Annotated in this window: 15 protein-coding genes; 3 read left to right on the top strand and 12 right to left on the bottom strand. The window is 70.4% G+C overall.

The genetic code is table 11. The features are described from left to right. The first annotated feature begins 378 nt into the window (after positions 1-378). Both FHS13_RS14250 and FHS13_RS14245 read left to right on the top strand, forming a co-directional pair. Positions 379-579 (top strand): BldC family transcriptional regulator, encoded by a 201-nt coding sequence (locus FHS13_RS14250; RefSeq protein ID WP_026116196.1) that lies wholly within the window; start codon positions 379-381, stop codon positions 577-579. A gap of 129 nt (positions 580-708) precedes the next feature. Continuing rightward, positions 709-1065 carry a PLD nuclease N-terminal domain-containing protein gene (locus tag FHS13_RS14245; protein ID WP_184292375.1) on the top strand — a complete coding sequence of 119 codons (357 nt, stop codon included), beginning with the start codon at positions 709-711 and terminating at the stop codon, positions 1063-1065. Between the two features lie 122 nt (positions 1066-1187). On the opposite strand, the gene ccsB is transcribed toward FHS13_RS14245, so the two are convergent. From ccsB to FHS13_RS14195, 10 genes are all read right to left on the bottom strand, one after another. Continuing rightward, positions 1188-2174 carry a c-type cytochrome biogenesis protein CcsB gene (ccsB, locus tag FHS13_RS14240; protein ID WP_184292374.1) on the bottom strand — a complete coding sequence of 329 codons (987 nt, stop codon included), beginning with the start codon at positions 2172-2174 and terminating at the stop codon, positions 1188-1190. Then, positions 2171-3766: a cytochrome c biogenesis protein ResB gene (gene resB / locus FHS13_RS14235; protein ID WP_420221444.1), complete on the bottom strand. Its 1596-nt coding sequence runs from the start codon at positions 3764-3766 to the stop codon at positions 2171-2173. The genes ccsB and resB overlap by 4 nt, the downstream gene beginning before the upstream one ends. 1 nt (position 3767) lies before the next feature. After that, positions 3768-4568, bottom strand: a complete 801-nt coding sequence (locus tag FHS13_RS14230; protein ID WP_184292373.1) for a cytochrome c biogenesis CcdA family protein — start codon at positions 4566-4568, stop codon at positions 3768-3770. Then, the gene (locus tag FHS13_RS14225) at positions 4568-5290 is read right to left on the bottom strand and encodes a TlpA family protein disulfide reductase (RefSeq protein WP_184292372.1); all 723 of its coding nucleotides are present in this window, start codon (positions 5288-5290) and stop codon (positions 4568-4570) included. The genes FHS13_RS14230 and FHS13_RS14225 overlap by 1 nt, the downstream gene beginning before the upstream one ends. A 195-nt stretch (positions 5291-5485) precedes the next feature. Beyond that, positions 5486-5689, bottom strand: coding sequence for a helix-turn-helix domain-containing protein (locus FHS13_RS14220; RefSeq protein ID WP_013155995.1), 204 nt, complete (start codon positions 5687-5689; stop codon positions 5486-5488). Positions 5690-5940: 251 nt separating this feature from the next. Then, a complete protein-coding gene (locus FHS13_RS14215) occupies positions 5941-6738 on the bottom strand; it encodes a phosphatase (protein WP_184292371.1) in 798 nt (265 codons plus the stop codon). A 185-nt stretch (positions 6739-6923) separates the two neighbouring features. Beyond that, positions 6924-8084, bottom strand: coding sequence for an acetoin utilization protein AcuC (locus tag FHS13_RS14210; protein ID WP_184292540.1), 1161 nt, complete (start codon positions 8082-8084; stop codon positions 6924-6926). 156 nt (positions 8085-8240) lie between these two features. Then, a complete protein-coding gene (locus FHS13_RS14205) occupies positions 8241-9758 on the bottom strand; it encodes a UbiA prenyltransferase family protein (protein WP_184292370.1) in 1518 nt (505 codons plus the stop codon). Between the two features lie 568 nt (positions 9759-10326). After that, entirely contained in the window at positions 10327-11121 is a 795-nt protein-coding gene (gene proC, locus FHS13_RS14200) for a pyrroline-5-carboxylate reductase (RefSeq protein ID WP_184292369.1), read from the bottom strand. A gap of 86 nt (positions 11122-11207) precedes the next feature. Next, positions 11208-12140, bottom strand: coding sequence for a TIM barrel protein (locus FHS13_RS14195; protein WP_184292368.1), 933 nt, complete (start codon positions 12138-12140; stop codon positions 11208-11210). 130 nt (positions 12141-12270) lie between these two features. Between FHS13_RS14195 and FHS13_RS14190 the strand changes: the two genes are divergently transcribed. Beyond that, on the top strand, positions 12271-12963 hold the full coding sequence (locus FHS13_RS14190) for a class I SAM-dependent methyltransferase (RefSeq protein ID WP_184292367.1): 693 nt from the start codon (positions 12271-12273) through the stop codon (positions 12961-12963). A gap of 7 nt (positions 12964-12970) precedes the next feature. On the opposite strand, the gene FHS13_RS14185 is transcribed toward FHS13_RS14190, so the two are convergent. Next, the gene (locus tag FHS13_RS14185) at positions 12971-13480 is read right to left on the bottom strand and encodes a C40 family peptidase (RefSeq protein ID WP_184292366.1); all 510 of its coding nucleotides are present in this window, start codon (positions 13478-13480) and stop codon (positions 12971-12973) included. Between the two features lie 197 nt (positions 13481-13677). Then, positions 13678-14484: an SGNH/GDSL hydrolase family protein gene (locus FHS13_RS14180; RefSeq protein WP_184292539.1), complete on the bottom strand. Its 807-nt coding sequence runs from the start codon at positions 14482-14484 to the stop codon at positions 13678-13680. Between the last annotated feature and the right edge of the window lie 229 nt (positions 14485-14713).

The following is a 14713-nucleotide window of genomic DNA, read 5'->3' as shown; positions in this document are numbered from 1 at the left end:
CGTTGCGCCCACAGCAGACGAGACGGCCGAACCGCATCGCGGTTCCGGCGTGTTTCGGCTTCCGACCAGGTCGGGCGAGCGCGACCGCGTGCTCCTACCCTCCAGGTTAAGGGTGGGATTTCGAGGACGCGCACAGGGGCGGGTCGTGTTCCCCCACGGGGACGCCCGGAGCGCGATAGGCGGCGACAGGGATAGACGTCGGATGTTTCCAATCCCGACAGCCGCACCCGAACATCACGTTACGGTCACATATCGCGTACTCCTCCCCCCAGTACCGCAATTTCTCCGAAAACTAGGGAGGAAACGGTCCAACTCATGCACACTAGGGGATCAAACGCCCGCCGCCCCCAGAGCCAAGGCGGGCGCGATTGGGGGAATGTGAAGGTGGAACGAGCAAGCGAACGCCTGTTGACCCCCGGGGAAGTGGCTTCACTCTTCCGGGTTGATCCCAAGACCGTCACGCGCTGGGCCGCCTCCGGGCGGATCAGCAGCATTCGGACCCCGGGCGGCCACCGCCGCTTCCGGGAGTCCGAGGTCCGTGCCCTCCTGCTCGGGGAACCGAGCGAGAGCACCACCTGAAGGACCGGACGCGATCTCCCGAGACGTTGCGGACTCCGTGTCCCAGGAACCGCACCTTCTCCCCGGCCGGTGCGCGTCCGTCACCGGCGTCCCGCTGTGAGGAGTGGACAGCGAGAGTAGGCTGGAAACATGGTGTGGCTTGGTGGCCTGATCACGCTGGTGTCGATCGTTCTCTGGGTGTACGCGTTCTTCGACGCGCTGACCACCCCGGGCTCGGAGGTCCGGAACCTGCCGAAGGTTCTCTGGCTGGTCGTCATCGGTCTGTTCATGCCTGTCGGTTCGATCCTGTGGCTCTTCCTCGGCCGTCCCGCCACAGGATCCGCGGTGCGGGGAGGCGCGCCCTCCCCTGCTCAGGCCGCGTCCTCCGCCGACGACCTTGATCCGTCAGACTTCGCCGGCCCCTCGGGAAACACGCACCCCTTGGGCCCGGACGACGATCCCGAGTTCCTCCGGGGACTCGACCGCAGGATCGACCCCGACGACTGACATCCGGCTCCCGGCCTGGGAGGACAGGCCCGGGAGAACCGCTGTCGCGACGGAAGGGGCCGCCCCGGGGGCGGCCCCTTCCTCGTGTGTACGGCTTCCTCGTGTGTACGGTGCCCCTCGCGTCAGGCGTAGGAGTGCAGGCCGCTGAACAGGTAGTTCACCGCGAAGAAGTTGAACATGACCGTCGCGAAGCCCAGCACGTTGATCCACGCCGACTTCGGCCCCCGCCAGCCGCCCGTGGCACGGGCGTGCAGGTAGGCCGCGTAGACGACCCACGAGATGAACGACCACACCTCCTTGGGGTCCCATCCCCAGAAGCGGCCCCAGGCCTCGTCCGCCCAGACCGAGCCGGCGACGATCCCGAAGGTCCACAGAGGGAACGCGAAGAGGATGAGCCGGTGCGAGATCCGGTCCAGCAGTTCAGGGCTGGGCAGCCGTCCGGCGATACCGGCGGTCTCCTCGCCCGCGGCACGCCGGGCCTCCGAGCGGTGGGACACCAGATAGGTCACGGCGGCCACACCGGAGACCATGAACGCGCCGCCCGCGACGATCGTCGCGGTCACGTGGATGGGAACCCAGTAGGAGTGCAGCGCCGGAATCAGCGGACCGGGGTCCACGTACAGCCACTTGACACCGATGCCCAGCAGGATCAGCACCGGTACCAGCACGAACCCGCCCAGGAAGCGGGCCTGGTAGCGGACCGAGGCGTACAGGAGGGCGCCCACGGCGACCAGGCACAGGGCCACCACGAACTCGAACATGTTGCCCCACGGCCAGCGACCCGCGGCCAGGCCCCGCGCGACGATCTGCGCGACACCCATGGTGAAGCCGAGTGCCGTCACACCGATGGCGAGCTTGCCCAGAACGCTCTGGGAGGCCCTCGCCTCGCCCTCGGTGGTGCGGACGCTGACCTCGATACCGCTGTCGGCGTCGTCTCCCGCGCCGACGGGCATCAGCTTGCCCGCCTTCAGCTTCGTGTTCTTCCCGTAGGCGGCCTCGACGGCGAAGAGGAACAGGGCGGCCGCGTAGGTCACGATCATCGCGATGACCAGTGTGTCGCTGAGCGACGCCATGCTCTCGTTCACCGAGGCGGCGAGTGTGTACGTCACCGATCATTCCTTCGGTCGGATGTGTCTTGGGAGCTGTCGTCCGACTCGTTCCGGAGCCGTCCGGCAAGCGCAGTGGTGAGTTCGTGGAACTCGGTGTTGTCCCCGGCCGCCTCGGTCTTGCCGAGTCCGGCCAGCTCCACCCGGGTCCGCCCGTCCTCGCCCCGCACGGCGCGCACCCACACGCGGCGCGGGCGGACGAACAGGGTCAGCATCAGTCCGCCGATGGCGGTGACCGCGGCGATCAGCGCGGGCAGGCGGGCACCGTCCCGGTTGACCTGGAGGCTGACGTACTCCTTGTATCCGCTGAAGGTGATCGACCCGGCCCCGTCGGGCAGCTCCCACGTGTCGCCGATCTCCATGACCGGCGAGCTGCCGAGCTCCTCCATCCCCGAGGTCCTGAGCTGGTAGACCGACTGCGAGTCGATCAGGCCCAGATCGCCCTGGTATCCCTCCAGGGTCACCCGGGGGTTCTGCGCACCGGGGAAGCTGGAGGTCAGCTCCCCGTCGGGCGTCTCGGCCGCGGTCGGCAGGAACACACCGACGAAGCCCAGCTGCTCGCCGCCGGTGTCGGGAACCTTGACCACACCGTCGGAGGTGTAGGTGGCGGTCTCCCGGTACAGGAACGGCACCGACTGGTCGAACACCACGTCTCCCGCGCCGTTGCGGACGACGAACTCGGGCGCGTACCCGTGGCCCAGCAGGTAGACCTGCGTTCCGGCGACGTCGAGCGGGTGGTTGACCTCCAGCTGGTGCGTGCGCTCCTCCCCACCGGGCTCCTCCGTGTAGGAGACCTGGGCGATGTAGGACGCCGCCTGGCCCCTCAGATCGCCGTCCTCGATGAACTCGGCCTCGAAGTCGTCCACGCGGAGTGTGAACGGCGCGATGGAGTCCATGTCGGTCCAGTGGCCCGGGTAGATCGCGTCGTAGGAGGGCAGCGTGTTGGCGAACCCGTCCCCCTCGGTGATCAGCATGTTGCCGCGGTAGCCGAAGAACGATCCCGCCGCCAGCGTCAGGAGCAGGCCCAGCAGGGCGAAGTGGAACAGCACGTTCCCGGCCTCGCGCAGATAACCGGTCTCGGTGGAGAGCGAGTCCCCGTAGCGCTCGACCCGGTGGCGGCGCAGGAGCCGCCGCGCCTCGGCCAGGACCGTCTCGGGGTCGGCACCGGTGCTGAACCGGGCCGAGTACGGCAGCCGGTCCAGGTTGCGCGGGGTCGGCACCGGCCGGGAGCGCAGGGCGCGCAGGTGCGTCACGGCGCGCGGAAGGACGCATCCGGCGAGGGAGACGAACAGCAGCAGGTAGATCGCCGCGTACCAGGGCGAGGAGAAGACGTCGAAGAGGTGGAAGCGGTCGAGCCAGGGCGCCAGCTCGGGGTGCTCCTGGAAGTAGATGTTGACCTCGTCGACGCTGACCACGTTCTGCGGCAGGATCGAGCCGGGGATGGCCCCGACCGCCAGCAGGAACAGCAGGATCAGCGCGGTGCGCATCGAGGTGAGGATGCGCCAGGCCCAGCGGAGCCAGCCCGCGGGGCCCAGCCCGGCGGCCCCCTTCGCCTCCCCGGTCGTTCCGGTCTTCTCGGTCGCGGTCGTACTCACGTCAGATCACCGTCTGGAAGTTCGCTGCCCAGCCCTGCATGGCGATGGTCATCTGTGTCCAGAGCCCGGTCACCATCGCCAGACCGACCAGGACGAGCATGGCGCCGCCGATCACCGTGACCGTGCGGATATGGCGCTTGAGCCATCCGAAGGCGGTCAGGGCGCGGCGGTACAGGAGGGAGGCCACGACGAACGGCAGCCCCAGCCCCACACAGTAGGCGAGGGAGAGGAGCATGCCGCGGCCCGCGCCGCCCTCAACGAAGGCGAGGGTCTGCACGGCGGCCAGGGTCGGGCCGATGCAGGGGGTCCAGCCGAGACCGAACAGCACGCCGAGCAGGGGCGCGCCGGCCAGTCCGGCCTTGGGCAGTGTGCGGATCCGGAACTCGCGCCCGAAGCCGGGAAGGACCCCCATGAAGGCCAGGCCGAGCACCACCGTCAGCACGCCCAGCACCCGCGTGATGGGTTCCGTGTGGTCCATGAAGAGGTCGCCGAGCCAGCCGATGAAGCCGCCGACGGCGACGAAGACCAGCGTGAACCCGGCGATGAAGAGCACACTCCCGGCGACCATGGTCCAGCGGCGGGAGGCGAGTTCGGTGTCGATGTCGGCGACCGTGGCGGTCCCTCCGCCCGCGGCCGTGCGCTCCCGGACGTCGGCCCCGCTCATCCCCGTCACGTACGACAGGTAGCCGGGCACGAGGGGCAGGACGCACGGGGAGAGGAAGGAGACCAGGCCCGCGGCCAGCGCCAGCGGAATCGCCATGAGGAGGGAACCGGAGAGGACCGTCGCACCGATGGGGCCCATCAGGAGCCGTCCTCGCCGGAGGGCTTCCCGTCCGTCCCCTCGGACTCCTCCGCCGCGGCGGCCTCCTCCGCCTCCTGTTCGGCCACGCGTGGCCGCTCCTCGGGATCACCGAAGCCGTACTCGACGACGAGGTCGTCGAGCAGGCCCGTCAGCTGGCCGTAGGTGGTGGCACCGATGACGCGGGCGGCGATGCGTCCCTCGGGGTCGAGGACGAGCGTGCTCGGGATGGCACGCGGCGGCACGGTGTCGCGGAAGGCCTGCGGCACCTCGCCGGGCTGGTCGTAGAGGCTGGGGTACGGCACGCCCATGTTGTCCTGGTAGGCGAGGGCCGCGGTCTCGTCGTCCTTGATGTTCACGCCGAGGAAGTCCACACCGAGGCCGCTGTACTCGGTGTGCACCTCGTCCAGGACCGGCTGCTCCGAACGGCAGGGCCCGCACCAGCTCGCCCACACGTTGAGGACGAGGATCTCGCCCTCGTGGTCGTCGAGGGAGACCTCGTCCCCCTCCAGGGTGGTGCCGGCCACCTCGGGGGCGTCGACTCGATCACCGGCGGCGAAAGCCGTGGCGCTGCCGTCACCGGAGATGAAGCGGTCGTCGCCGCCGCCGGCCTCGATCTCGTTTCCCCCGGCGCAGCCGGTGAGGACGAGGACGGCGGCCGCAGCGGCCGCGGCAAGGCGCGCCGTGACACGGCTGCACCGCGGACCGGTGCTGGCACTTGGCATCGAGGGGACCTCGCGAACACGGGGATGAACTGGGCGGACTACAACAACGACAAAGTGTAGTAGACGCCCGGAAGATCTCTTCGCGGCCCCTGCGCAAGTGCCGTGGGTCCCGCCCGCGGAGAGCCCCGCGGCGGAAGGGGGGAGGGCGGGAGTCCGGCCGGGGAGGTGTTCCACCTCCCCGGTCGGCCCCATGGATCAGCCGGCCTCGACGAACGCCTCGCGGAGGTAGTCGTGCACGGCCCGTTCGGGGACCCGGTAGGAACGCCCCACGCGAATCGCGGGGAGAACTCCCGAGTGCACCATTCGGTAAACGGTCATCTTGGACACTCGCATGATCGTGGCGACCTCCGCCACGGTCAGAAACCTGACCTCTTCGAGAGGCGGCTTGCTCCCGTTCATCTTCCGACGCCCTCATTCCCGGACGTGAGTATTACCCGTTCGGTCCGGCGCCCCGCACGGAGGGAAGGACGACCCCGGTATGTGCCCGTCCCGACGCGACGCCGGCGTGTCATGTTGTCACTACTGACACGTCCGTTTTCAGAGTAGAGCCGAGTTCCCTCGAGCGAAAGGCCGTTCGCGTCCTCTTCCGGGCCGCCGGGGAAACACCCCCGCCAGAAGGTTTAGAGGTGGGTATAAATGGTCTCCCCTGGTCAGACGAGGCCGGCCCGGGCAAGGACGTAATCGCGTAGCGGCGCATAGTCCTCTGTGAGGTATCCGTCGTCCATAGGCACGGTGACCAGCAGTTTTCCCTCGTGTTCACCGAGGAAGAGGGCGGGGTCGTTGCAGTCGGCGAAACCCATCGTCGGCACACCCGCCTCCCCTGCCGCACCCGCGAACCCATGGTCGGCGATGACCAACTGCGGCCATTCCTTCCCGTGCTCGGCGAGCTCCCCGAGGATGGCGCGCATGGCGAAGGGGTGGTGGCTGTGGCGGGCAAGACGGCCGTCCGTGACGATGGCGATCCCCTCCTTCCAGACAACGGTACGGCGGTGGGGAGGGCGCTCTGTGGTCACTTCGTAGCTGTAACCGTCTGCTGCCGTGAGAATTCTGCATCCGCGGGCGGCGAGGGCGTCCTTCCAGGCGCGGTAGGTCCCGCAGAGCTTGTTCGGGTGGCCGGTGGCGAACATGACCCTCTCCCGGCGCTCGGCCGCCACGGCGAGCCGGTCGGCGAAGGCCTCCAGGGCGTCGACCGTCAGGTCGGGGTCGATGGTGTCGATGCCCCAGACGTATTCCTCGTCACCGACCACCCCGCACCGCTTGCTCATCAGGGCCAGGACCTCGGAGAAGGTCCACTCGTGGGAGAAGGTCAGGCCGAACTGGTGGTAGGGGTCCTTCTGGGCGAGGCGCCGGTAGTGCCGCAGGTTGTTCTGGCGCGGGGTGTCGACATGGCCGGCGATTCCCGTCCGCACCAGATAGGAGATGAGTTCAGCACGTGTCGGCGGCGTCACCAGGTGTTCCCCTTCCTCGTGTACGGCGAACACACGGCGCGGCCGTACGGCCGCGCCACGGTGCCTGCTCCTGTTCGCCCGCTGTTCCTCTCATCCCTACCCGCTACCGGCGAACCACGCCCCCTTCGCGGAAAATCGCCGCCGGGTCGGTATGAAGCCGGTTCCCGGGACCGGCCGGGAGGAGGTCAGAGCGTGGGGTCGATCCCGTGGCTGGGGAACACCGCCGTGCGGGTCGCGTGGATCGCCCGGTCGACGGAGTTGCCCGGGTCGTAGCCGTCCTCGAAGCGATCGAAGACCACCTCGCGTCCGTCGGTCATGTAGAGCGGCGCCAGCTCGCCCGTGCGCTCGCGGACGAAGTCCCGCCAGGCCTGCGGCGTCTCGGTGTCGGGGTCGACCGGCCGTCCGGCCGCCTCGCCGAGCAGGTGGGTCCAGGCGCGCGGCACGACGTGGACCAGGCCGTACCCGCCGCCGCCGAGCAGCAGCCACCGGCCGCCCGCCGTGCGCTGGGCGAGCTTGTGCAGCTCCGCGTAGGCGCGGCGCTGGCCGTCGACGCTGAGGGTGAGGTTGGCCAGGGGGTCCAGAGCGTGTGTGTCGCAGCCCTGCTGCGTCACCAGGATCTCCGGCTGGAACTCGTGCAGCAGAGGCGGGACGACCGCCTCGAACGCGCGGTGCCAGCCGCTGTCGCCGGTACCGGCCGGAAGGGCGACGTTGACCGCGTATCCCTCGGCGTCGGGGCCGCCGGTCTCCCCCGCCTGGCCGGTGCCCGGGAACAGCGTGGTCGGCGATTCGTGGAGACTGATGGTGAGGACACGAGGGTCGTTGTAGAAGGCGTTCTGCACGCCGTCGCCGTGGTGGACGTCGGTGTCGACGTAGGCGATGCGCTTGGCCCCCTGCTCCAGAAGCCACGCGATGGCCAGGGCGGGGTCGTTGTAGACGCAGAAGCCCCAGGCGTTGCTGTGCATGGCGTGGTGGAGACCGCCCGCGATGTTGGCGGCATGTGTGCTCTCACCGGTCCACACCGCGCGGGCCGCGGCGACGGACGCCCCCGAGATGAGGGCGGAGACCTCGTGCATGTCCTTGAACACGGGGTTGTCCGGCGTGCCCAGCATGTGCCCCTCGTCGGGTTCGAGGGTGCGTCCCGCCCGCTTGACCGCCTCGATGTAGGAGCGGCTGTGCACCAGGGAGAGGAGTTCGTCCGAGGCCGGCTCGACGTCCAGGAGTTCCACCCCGGGAGAGTCCAGGATGCCGAGTTCGCGGCTGAGTGCCATGGTGAGCTCGACGCGTATCGGCGCCATGGGGTGCTGCGGGCCGAAGTCGTAGGCGGTGAGACCGTCGTCCCAGGCCAACTTCAGCGAGCAGGACGTACGCCCTCCCATGTGCAGACCCCCGTTTCAGATGTGCGTGTTCCGAAGCACACAGTACGAGAGTGCCCCGCGCGTTGCGGACCCCGGGGCGGCGAACGGGGCGGCGGGTCGGCGCGTGCACCGGCCCGCCGCCGGCCGCTACTCCTCGGTGAGGTAGTAGCAGGTCTCGTTGTAGCCACCGCTTCCCAGCGACGCGTTCGCCTCCATCGGCTCGGAGTCGAAGCTGCCGTAGCCGACCACGATGCGGTAGTCGCCCGGCGCGAGTGCCACCTCCAGGACCTCTCCGTCGCCGAAGCACCCGTCGATACCGGGCGGGGAGTCCGCGGGGTAGACGTCGCAGTCGTCGCAGGGGCCGACCGAGACCTCTCCGTGGACCCGGTCGGGGCCGACGTAGAGGAAGCGCATGTCGTACGGGGTGTGGTTGGTGATCTCGAAGACGAAGTCGTCGCTGCCCGAGCTGCCGTAGGACTCGGTGTCGAATTCGGAGGAGCCCCAGCTGGTCAGCTCGTCCATCTCCGCCTCCATGCGGCCGGCCCCGATGTGGACGACCATCTTCTCGACGTCCTCGGCCTCGTAGTCGGCGTAGTCGGCCTCCAGGACGTCGACCATGGTGTCCGCCCTGTCGAACTTGCCGCCGTCGACCGCCTCCCAGCCGCACTTCAGGGCGGCCTGGGGACGCTCCTCGCCGATACGCTCGGAGATCTCCGGGGCCAGGCTCCAGTCCAGGTCCCGGAACACCTCGATCTGGTCGTAGCCGTCGCACCAGTACTCGGCGTCCAGCTCGTCGGTGCCCAGCTCGTAGAGGTCGGTGAGCGCCTGCGGGACCTTGCCCGCCGCGGCGGTGCCCTCGTAGTCCACCGGGATGACCGTGTAGATCTCGTGGGCGCGCCGCATGGCCTCCTCGTAGCCGGGGGTGACGGCCCCCGTGTACTCGGCGTCGGCGGTCTCGGCCAGGCCTGCCGCGTAGGAGAGGTGGATGTCGGCGACCTCGCCGTCGCTGTCCTCCCATCGGGAGGCGGTGTGCGCGAAGTAGGCGCCGTAGGTGTCGAGGGCCCGCTCGTAGTCCTCGGCGGCGACCTGGCGCTGTGCCCCGTCCAGAAGGGCGCAGGCCTCGGCCCCGGCCCGGGCCCGGTCCATGAGCGAGGGGGAGAAGGACAGCTGGAAGCCGTTCTCGACCGCGCCGTACAGGGCGACGGCCTCGTCCGGGCCGCACTCGCCGCGGGCGTGCGCGGCGTCGGCGACACGCAGGCGCCACTCGCCGGTCTGCCACACAGCGGTCAGTCCGGCGACGAGCGCGAGGGCCAGCCCTCCGGCGGTCAGGAGCGGGAGCGCGCCCTTCGGCGCCTGCCCGCCTCCGGCGAGCGTGCGCTCGTCCGAGGCGCGTCCGGCGAAGAGTCCGTGGACCGCCGCGGCGGCGAACCAGGCCAGGAGGATCGGGACCCACACCAGCAGGTTGTCGGCGGCACCGGTGAGGGCGGCGGTGACGAGCAGCCCGACGGTGACGGTCAGCGCGGCGGCGAAGAAGGGCCACCGGCGCAGGTAGAAGTAGCCGCCGCCGAGACCGGTGGCGTTGAGCGCGGCCGCGCGGATGCCCGAGGGCGACGAGAAGAGGCCCAGCCTCCGGGGTGGGGGACCGAAGGGACCTCCAGGAGGCATGCCACCGGGCGGCGGACCGAAAGGACCACCGGGAGGCATGCCACCGGGTGGCGGGCCGGAGGGCGGGGGACCGAAGGAACCACCGGGCGGCATACCGCCGGTGTACATGCCTGCGGGGGGCTGCCCGCCGGAAGGGCCGCCGGGGGCACCCGGGAAGGGGCCGCCGGGCATCCCGCCGACCGGTGGGCCGCCGAAGGCCGGCGGGCCGGCAGCGGGCGCTCCGGGAGCGGGAGTTCCGCCGGAGGGCGTACCCGGTACGGGAGCACCACCGGAGGGCGTACCCGGTACGGGGACACCACCGGAGGGCGTACCCGGTGCGGGCTCGGGGGCGGGACCGCCCGGTGACGGGGAGGGGTCGGACGGAGGAGGGGGATTCGTCATGGGAGGCCCTGGGTCGGTGAACGGAGGTCGACTCGGGGGAGCCGCGGGAGGCAGGGACGGAGAAGCCCCTGGTCTCCTCCCCTCTGACCCTACCTATGTACCCAGGCGCCCTCTTCGGGCACTCTGTCCTCTTCCGGCCACCCTTCGGGGGAACCTCGGCGGGCGCGCGAGCGTCACGGGCCGGGGTCTACTCCCCGGAGAGGGCGCTGCTGCGGTCGCGGGCCGCCTCGATCGCGTCCGTGAAGGCCGTGCGCACCCCGTGCCGTTCGAGCTCGCGCAGCGCGGCGGCGGTGGTTCCGCCCGGCGAGGTGACGGCCTCGCGCAGGACCACCGGGTGCTCCCCCGAGCCGGTGAGCATGGCGGCGGCCCCGGTGACGGTCTGCCCGACGAGCTTCTGGGCGGTGGCGCGCGGCATGCCCATCGCCACCCCGGCCTCGATCATCGTCTCGGCGATGAAGTAGAAGTAGGCGGGCCCGCTCCCCGAGATGGCGGTGACGGTGTCCATGTGCTGCTCGCCCACCCGGATCACCTCGCCGACGGAGGCCAGCAGCTCCTCCGCCCGGTCCAGATGCTCGGGACCGGCGTGGGCCCCGCCCGAGACCGCGGTCATCCCCTGGCCCATGAGAGCCGGGGTGTTGGGCATGGCCCTGACCACGGGGACCCCTGCGGGCAGGTGCCGCTCCAGCACCGCGGTGGTGATTCCGGCCGCGACCGAGATGACGAGGCGGTCCGCGGACATGTGCGGGGAGATCTCGTCCAGCAGGGCCGGCATGTCCTGGGGCTTGAGGGCGAGCAGGAGGGTCTCGGCGCGCTTGGCGGCCTCGGCCGCGCCGACCGTCCCGACCCCGTGGCGCCGTCGCAGCTCGGCGGCGTGCTCCTCACGCGGCTCGGTGACGAGGACGTCCTCCGGAGCGTGGCCCTTGGCCAGCATTCCGGCGAGCAGCGCCTCGCCCATCTTCCCGGCACCGATGATCGCGATCATGAAGGGTCCTCTCTGCGGGGTCCGTCCCACGCTAGCGGCACCCCGGTCCGGCTCGGCCGGGTTGTCTCACAGGATGGAACAGGAGGTCAGAGGTCGTCGGCGATGCCCTCGGCCGTCCCCGAGGAGTCGACCTCGAACCGGCGCGGCGGCTCGGGCTTCCGCCTGCGCAGCAGCGCGATGCGCTCACGGCGGTCGGGGCGGCGGGGCTCGGACTCCCCCGGCCGGGCGAAGTGCAGACGGGTGAACGCCAGTGCCTCGGCGAGCTCACGCATGCGGGCCTGCCGGTCGGGCGCCTTGCGGGTGCTGACCTCCAGCACCAGCTGCCCGTCGAAGCCGCCGACGGCCAGGTACTCCAGGAGCTCGGCGACGGGCTGGCGGCCGCGGCCGGGAATGAGGTGCTCGTCGATGTTCTGGCCGCCGAAGCCGTCCGCCACATGGATGTGGGAGAGGCGGTCACCGAGCCGCCGTGCCATGTCCATGGCGTCGGAGCCCGACATCGCGGTGTGCGACAGGTCGAGGGTGACGTCGGCGTAGTCGCGGTCGAGGGGGTTCCAGCTCGGTGCGTAGGGAACCACCTCGCGGTCGCGTACCCGCACCGGATACATGTTCTCGACGGCGAAGACCACGTCGGTCTCGTCCTGCATACGGGCGATTCCGGCCTCGAAGTCGCGGGCGTAGTCGCGCTGCCAGCGGAAGGCGGGGTGCACCACGACGGTCCTGGCACCGACGGCCTCGGCCATCTCCTTGGAGCGCACCAGCTTGCCCCAGGGCTCGCGCCCCCACACCCTCTGGGTGAGGACGAGGCACGGGGAGTGGACGGCGGTGATGGGAATCTGGTGGTAGTCCGAAAGGCGCTTGAGCAGGTCGACGTCCTGGCTGGCGGGGTCGGAGGAGACGAGGACCTCGATACCGTCGTAGCCCAGCTTGGCGGCGATCTCGAAGGCTGCCGGGGTCTTCTCCGGGTAGACCGACGCCGTTGACAGGACGACGGGCGCGTCTGGGACCTGGATAGGGCTCACGGAACCCAGACTATGCGCTCATACCGTCCCCTTGCGTACCCTTCCCGTGAACGCGGCGCGGCGCCGCGGTACCGCGTTCCGCGGGAGACGCCGTGGCGGCGCCGCCGACCGGAAGCTACCGTGGCCGACCATGATCCCCGAGGCAGCCATCCCCAGCCCCAACATCTGGCGCAACCCTGGCGTGTACGAGCTGGAGAACCGTGCCGTGGACCCCGAACGGGTCATCGAGACGGCGATGGAGCGCATCCGCACGGTGGACGGGGCACACGTGCTGGACATCGGCTGCGGCACCGGATTCCACCTGCCCCGCTTCGCGGAGCGGGCGCGCCGGGTCACCGGTGTGGAACCGCACCCCCGGCTCGCCGAGGCGGCGCGCAGGCGCGTGCGCGGCCTCCCGGGCGTGGAGGTCCTGGACGGAGTGGCCCAGCGGCTGCCCGTCCCCGACGCCGTCGTCGAGGTCGCGCACGCACGCTGGGCCTACTTCTTCGGTCCCGGCTGCGAGCCCGGGCTGGCCGAGCTGGACCGGGTGATGCGGCGGGGAGGGGTCGCGTTCGTGATCGACAACGACGCGACCCGCTCCACCTTCGGCGGGTGGTTCCGGCGTTCGCTGCCGTCGTACGACCCGGCCGCCGTCGAACGGTTCTGGGTCTCCCGCGGATTCACCCGCGAGGCTCTGACGATGCGTTGGGACTTCACCGACCGCCGCGCCTTCGAGGCGGTGGTGCGGATCGAGTTCCCGTCCGCCCTGGCCGAGGAGATCATCGCGTCCCATCCGGGTCTCACCGTGGACTACGCGGTCAACCTCTGGTGGCGGAGGTACTGAACACGGCCTACAGCCGGACGGCGCCGCCGAGGTTGCCGTGGTGGACGTCGCGTTCCCTGACCTGCTCACCGGAGTGAGGGGCGTCGATCATGCGCCCGTTTCCCAGGTAGATGGCGACGTGGTAGGCGGATCCGCCGTCGGACCAGTAGAGGATGTCCCCCCTCTCGGCGCTGGAGTAGCCGATCCTCGTGCCGGCCCGGGTCTGGGCGTCGGCGACGCGGGGCAGGTCCACCCCGGCCTGCGCGAAGGACCATTGGACGAGCCCGGAGCAGTCGAAGCCGCCGGGACCGCTGCCGCCCCAGACGTAGGGGGCGCCCTTCTGGGACTCGGCCGCGTCGATCGCCCTCTCGACCGTGGCGGAGGGCAGGCCCCGGGCGGCCTGGGGGTGGGCGGAGGCCGGTGCGGCGCCCGCCGCGGACGCGGAGGCGAGGAGCACTGCGAGGAGCAGGGAGGCCCGGCGCCCCGTACGGGCGGGGCGGCGGGCCTCGATTTGCTCCGGGTGCATCGGTGGTCGCATGACGTTCGGTCCTTCCGGACGCCGGGATGTCCGTGCCACCTCGGCACGGGGGTCCATCTCGGCGCCCCCACCATTCGTCACACAAACGTTATCGACAATCACCCTCTGTGATGCAACGGGATTTCAAGAACGGTAAAGCCTGCTTGACCCGTGACCGGAAAACCAGACCAGGAGCGGACCAAACGGATACCGCTTCATCACGCGGCGCCGGAGGCGACCCCCAGGGTCTCACCGACCCGGTCGGCCACCGCCGCCATCCCCGCCTTGTTGGGGTGCACCGGAGCGGCGGAGTTCTCGGGAACCAGGCCCTCGACCCACCGGTCGGACGACTTCTGGCACACGTCGTGGCCACGCTCGAGGACGTCAACGAACACCGCCCCGGCAGCGGTCGCCTCCTCCTCCAGCATCGCGTTGAGGTCGCTCTGCACCTGGTCGAGGTAGGCGACGTCGCCGCGGGCGATGGGCATGACGGGCCAGCAGCCCCGCCCCTCGGGCAGGATCTGGAGGTATCCGACGCTGAGCACCGTCGCGTCGGGGCTGCGCTCGAAGACCTCGGCGTAGACGTCGGAGATCTCGCCGCGCAGGTCCTCGATCCGCTGGTCGAGCTCGTCACCGTAGCTGTTCTTGCAGGGGCTGCCGAAGGGGTTGTCGAAGCTGCGCTCGGCGCACTCGGTCAGCACGTCGACGAAGCCGAAGTCGTTGCCCCCGATACCGACCGTGACCAGATCGGTCTCGGGGGTGAGCGCGTCGAACTGCGGAGGAACCCCGTAGTGCTGGGACTCCCAGAAGTCGTCCGCCACCGCACCCGAGCAGCTGGCGTCGGTGAACTCGGCGACGCCGAGCCGGTCGGCCGTGAGCTGGGCGTAGTTGGACGCCGAGCGCATGCAGCGCAGGTCGGACCAGGGGGCGGTCGGGGGGATGAGCGGTCCGGCGGTGAAGGAGTCGCCGAGGGCGACGTAGTTCTCGAAGGTCGCGGCCTCGGCGGGTGAGGCCGCCAGGGACATGCCGATCAGGCATGCGGCAGCCGTGAGGGACGCAGCGGTACGGGGCACGGGGGATTCCTCTCGCTGGAGCGGGACCAGGGGGTGGACGCGGCCCACGGCCCTCCGGCGCGGGGTCGCCCTGGAGTGAGGTGAACCACATCTCCAGCAATCTGTAACACGACATGTACGCGAAGTCAGCTGACTGGCAGGTAACTTTTGGGTGTTCGTCGTCCCGGGGAACCGGGACGGC

The organism is Nocardiopsis algeriensis (assembly GCF_014203695.1).
GTDB lineage: Bacteria > Actinomycetota > Actinomycetes > Streptosporangiales > Streptosporangiaceae > Nocardiopsis > Nocardiopsis algeriensis.
Note: the sequence above shows the minus strand (reverse complement) of the source record. Positions and strands in the feature narration are given on the sequence as shown.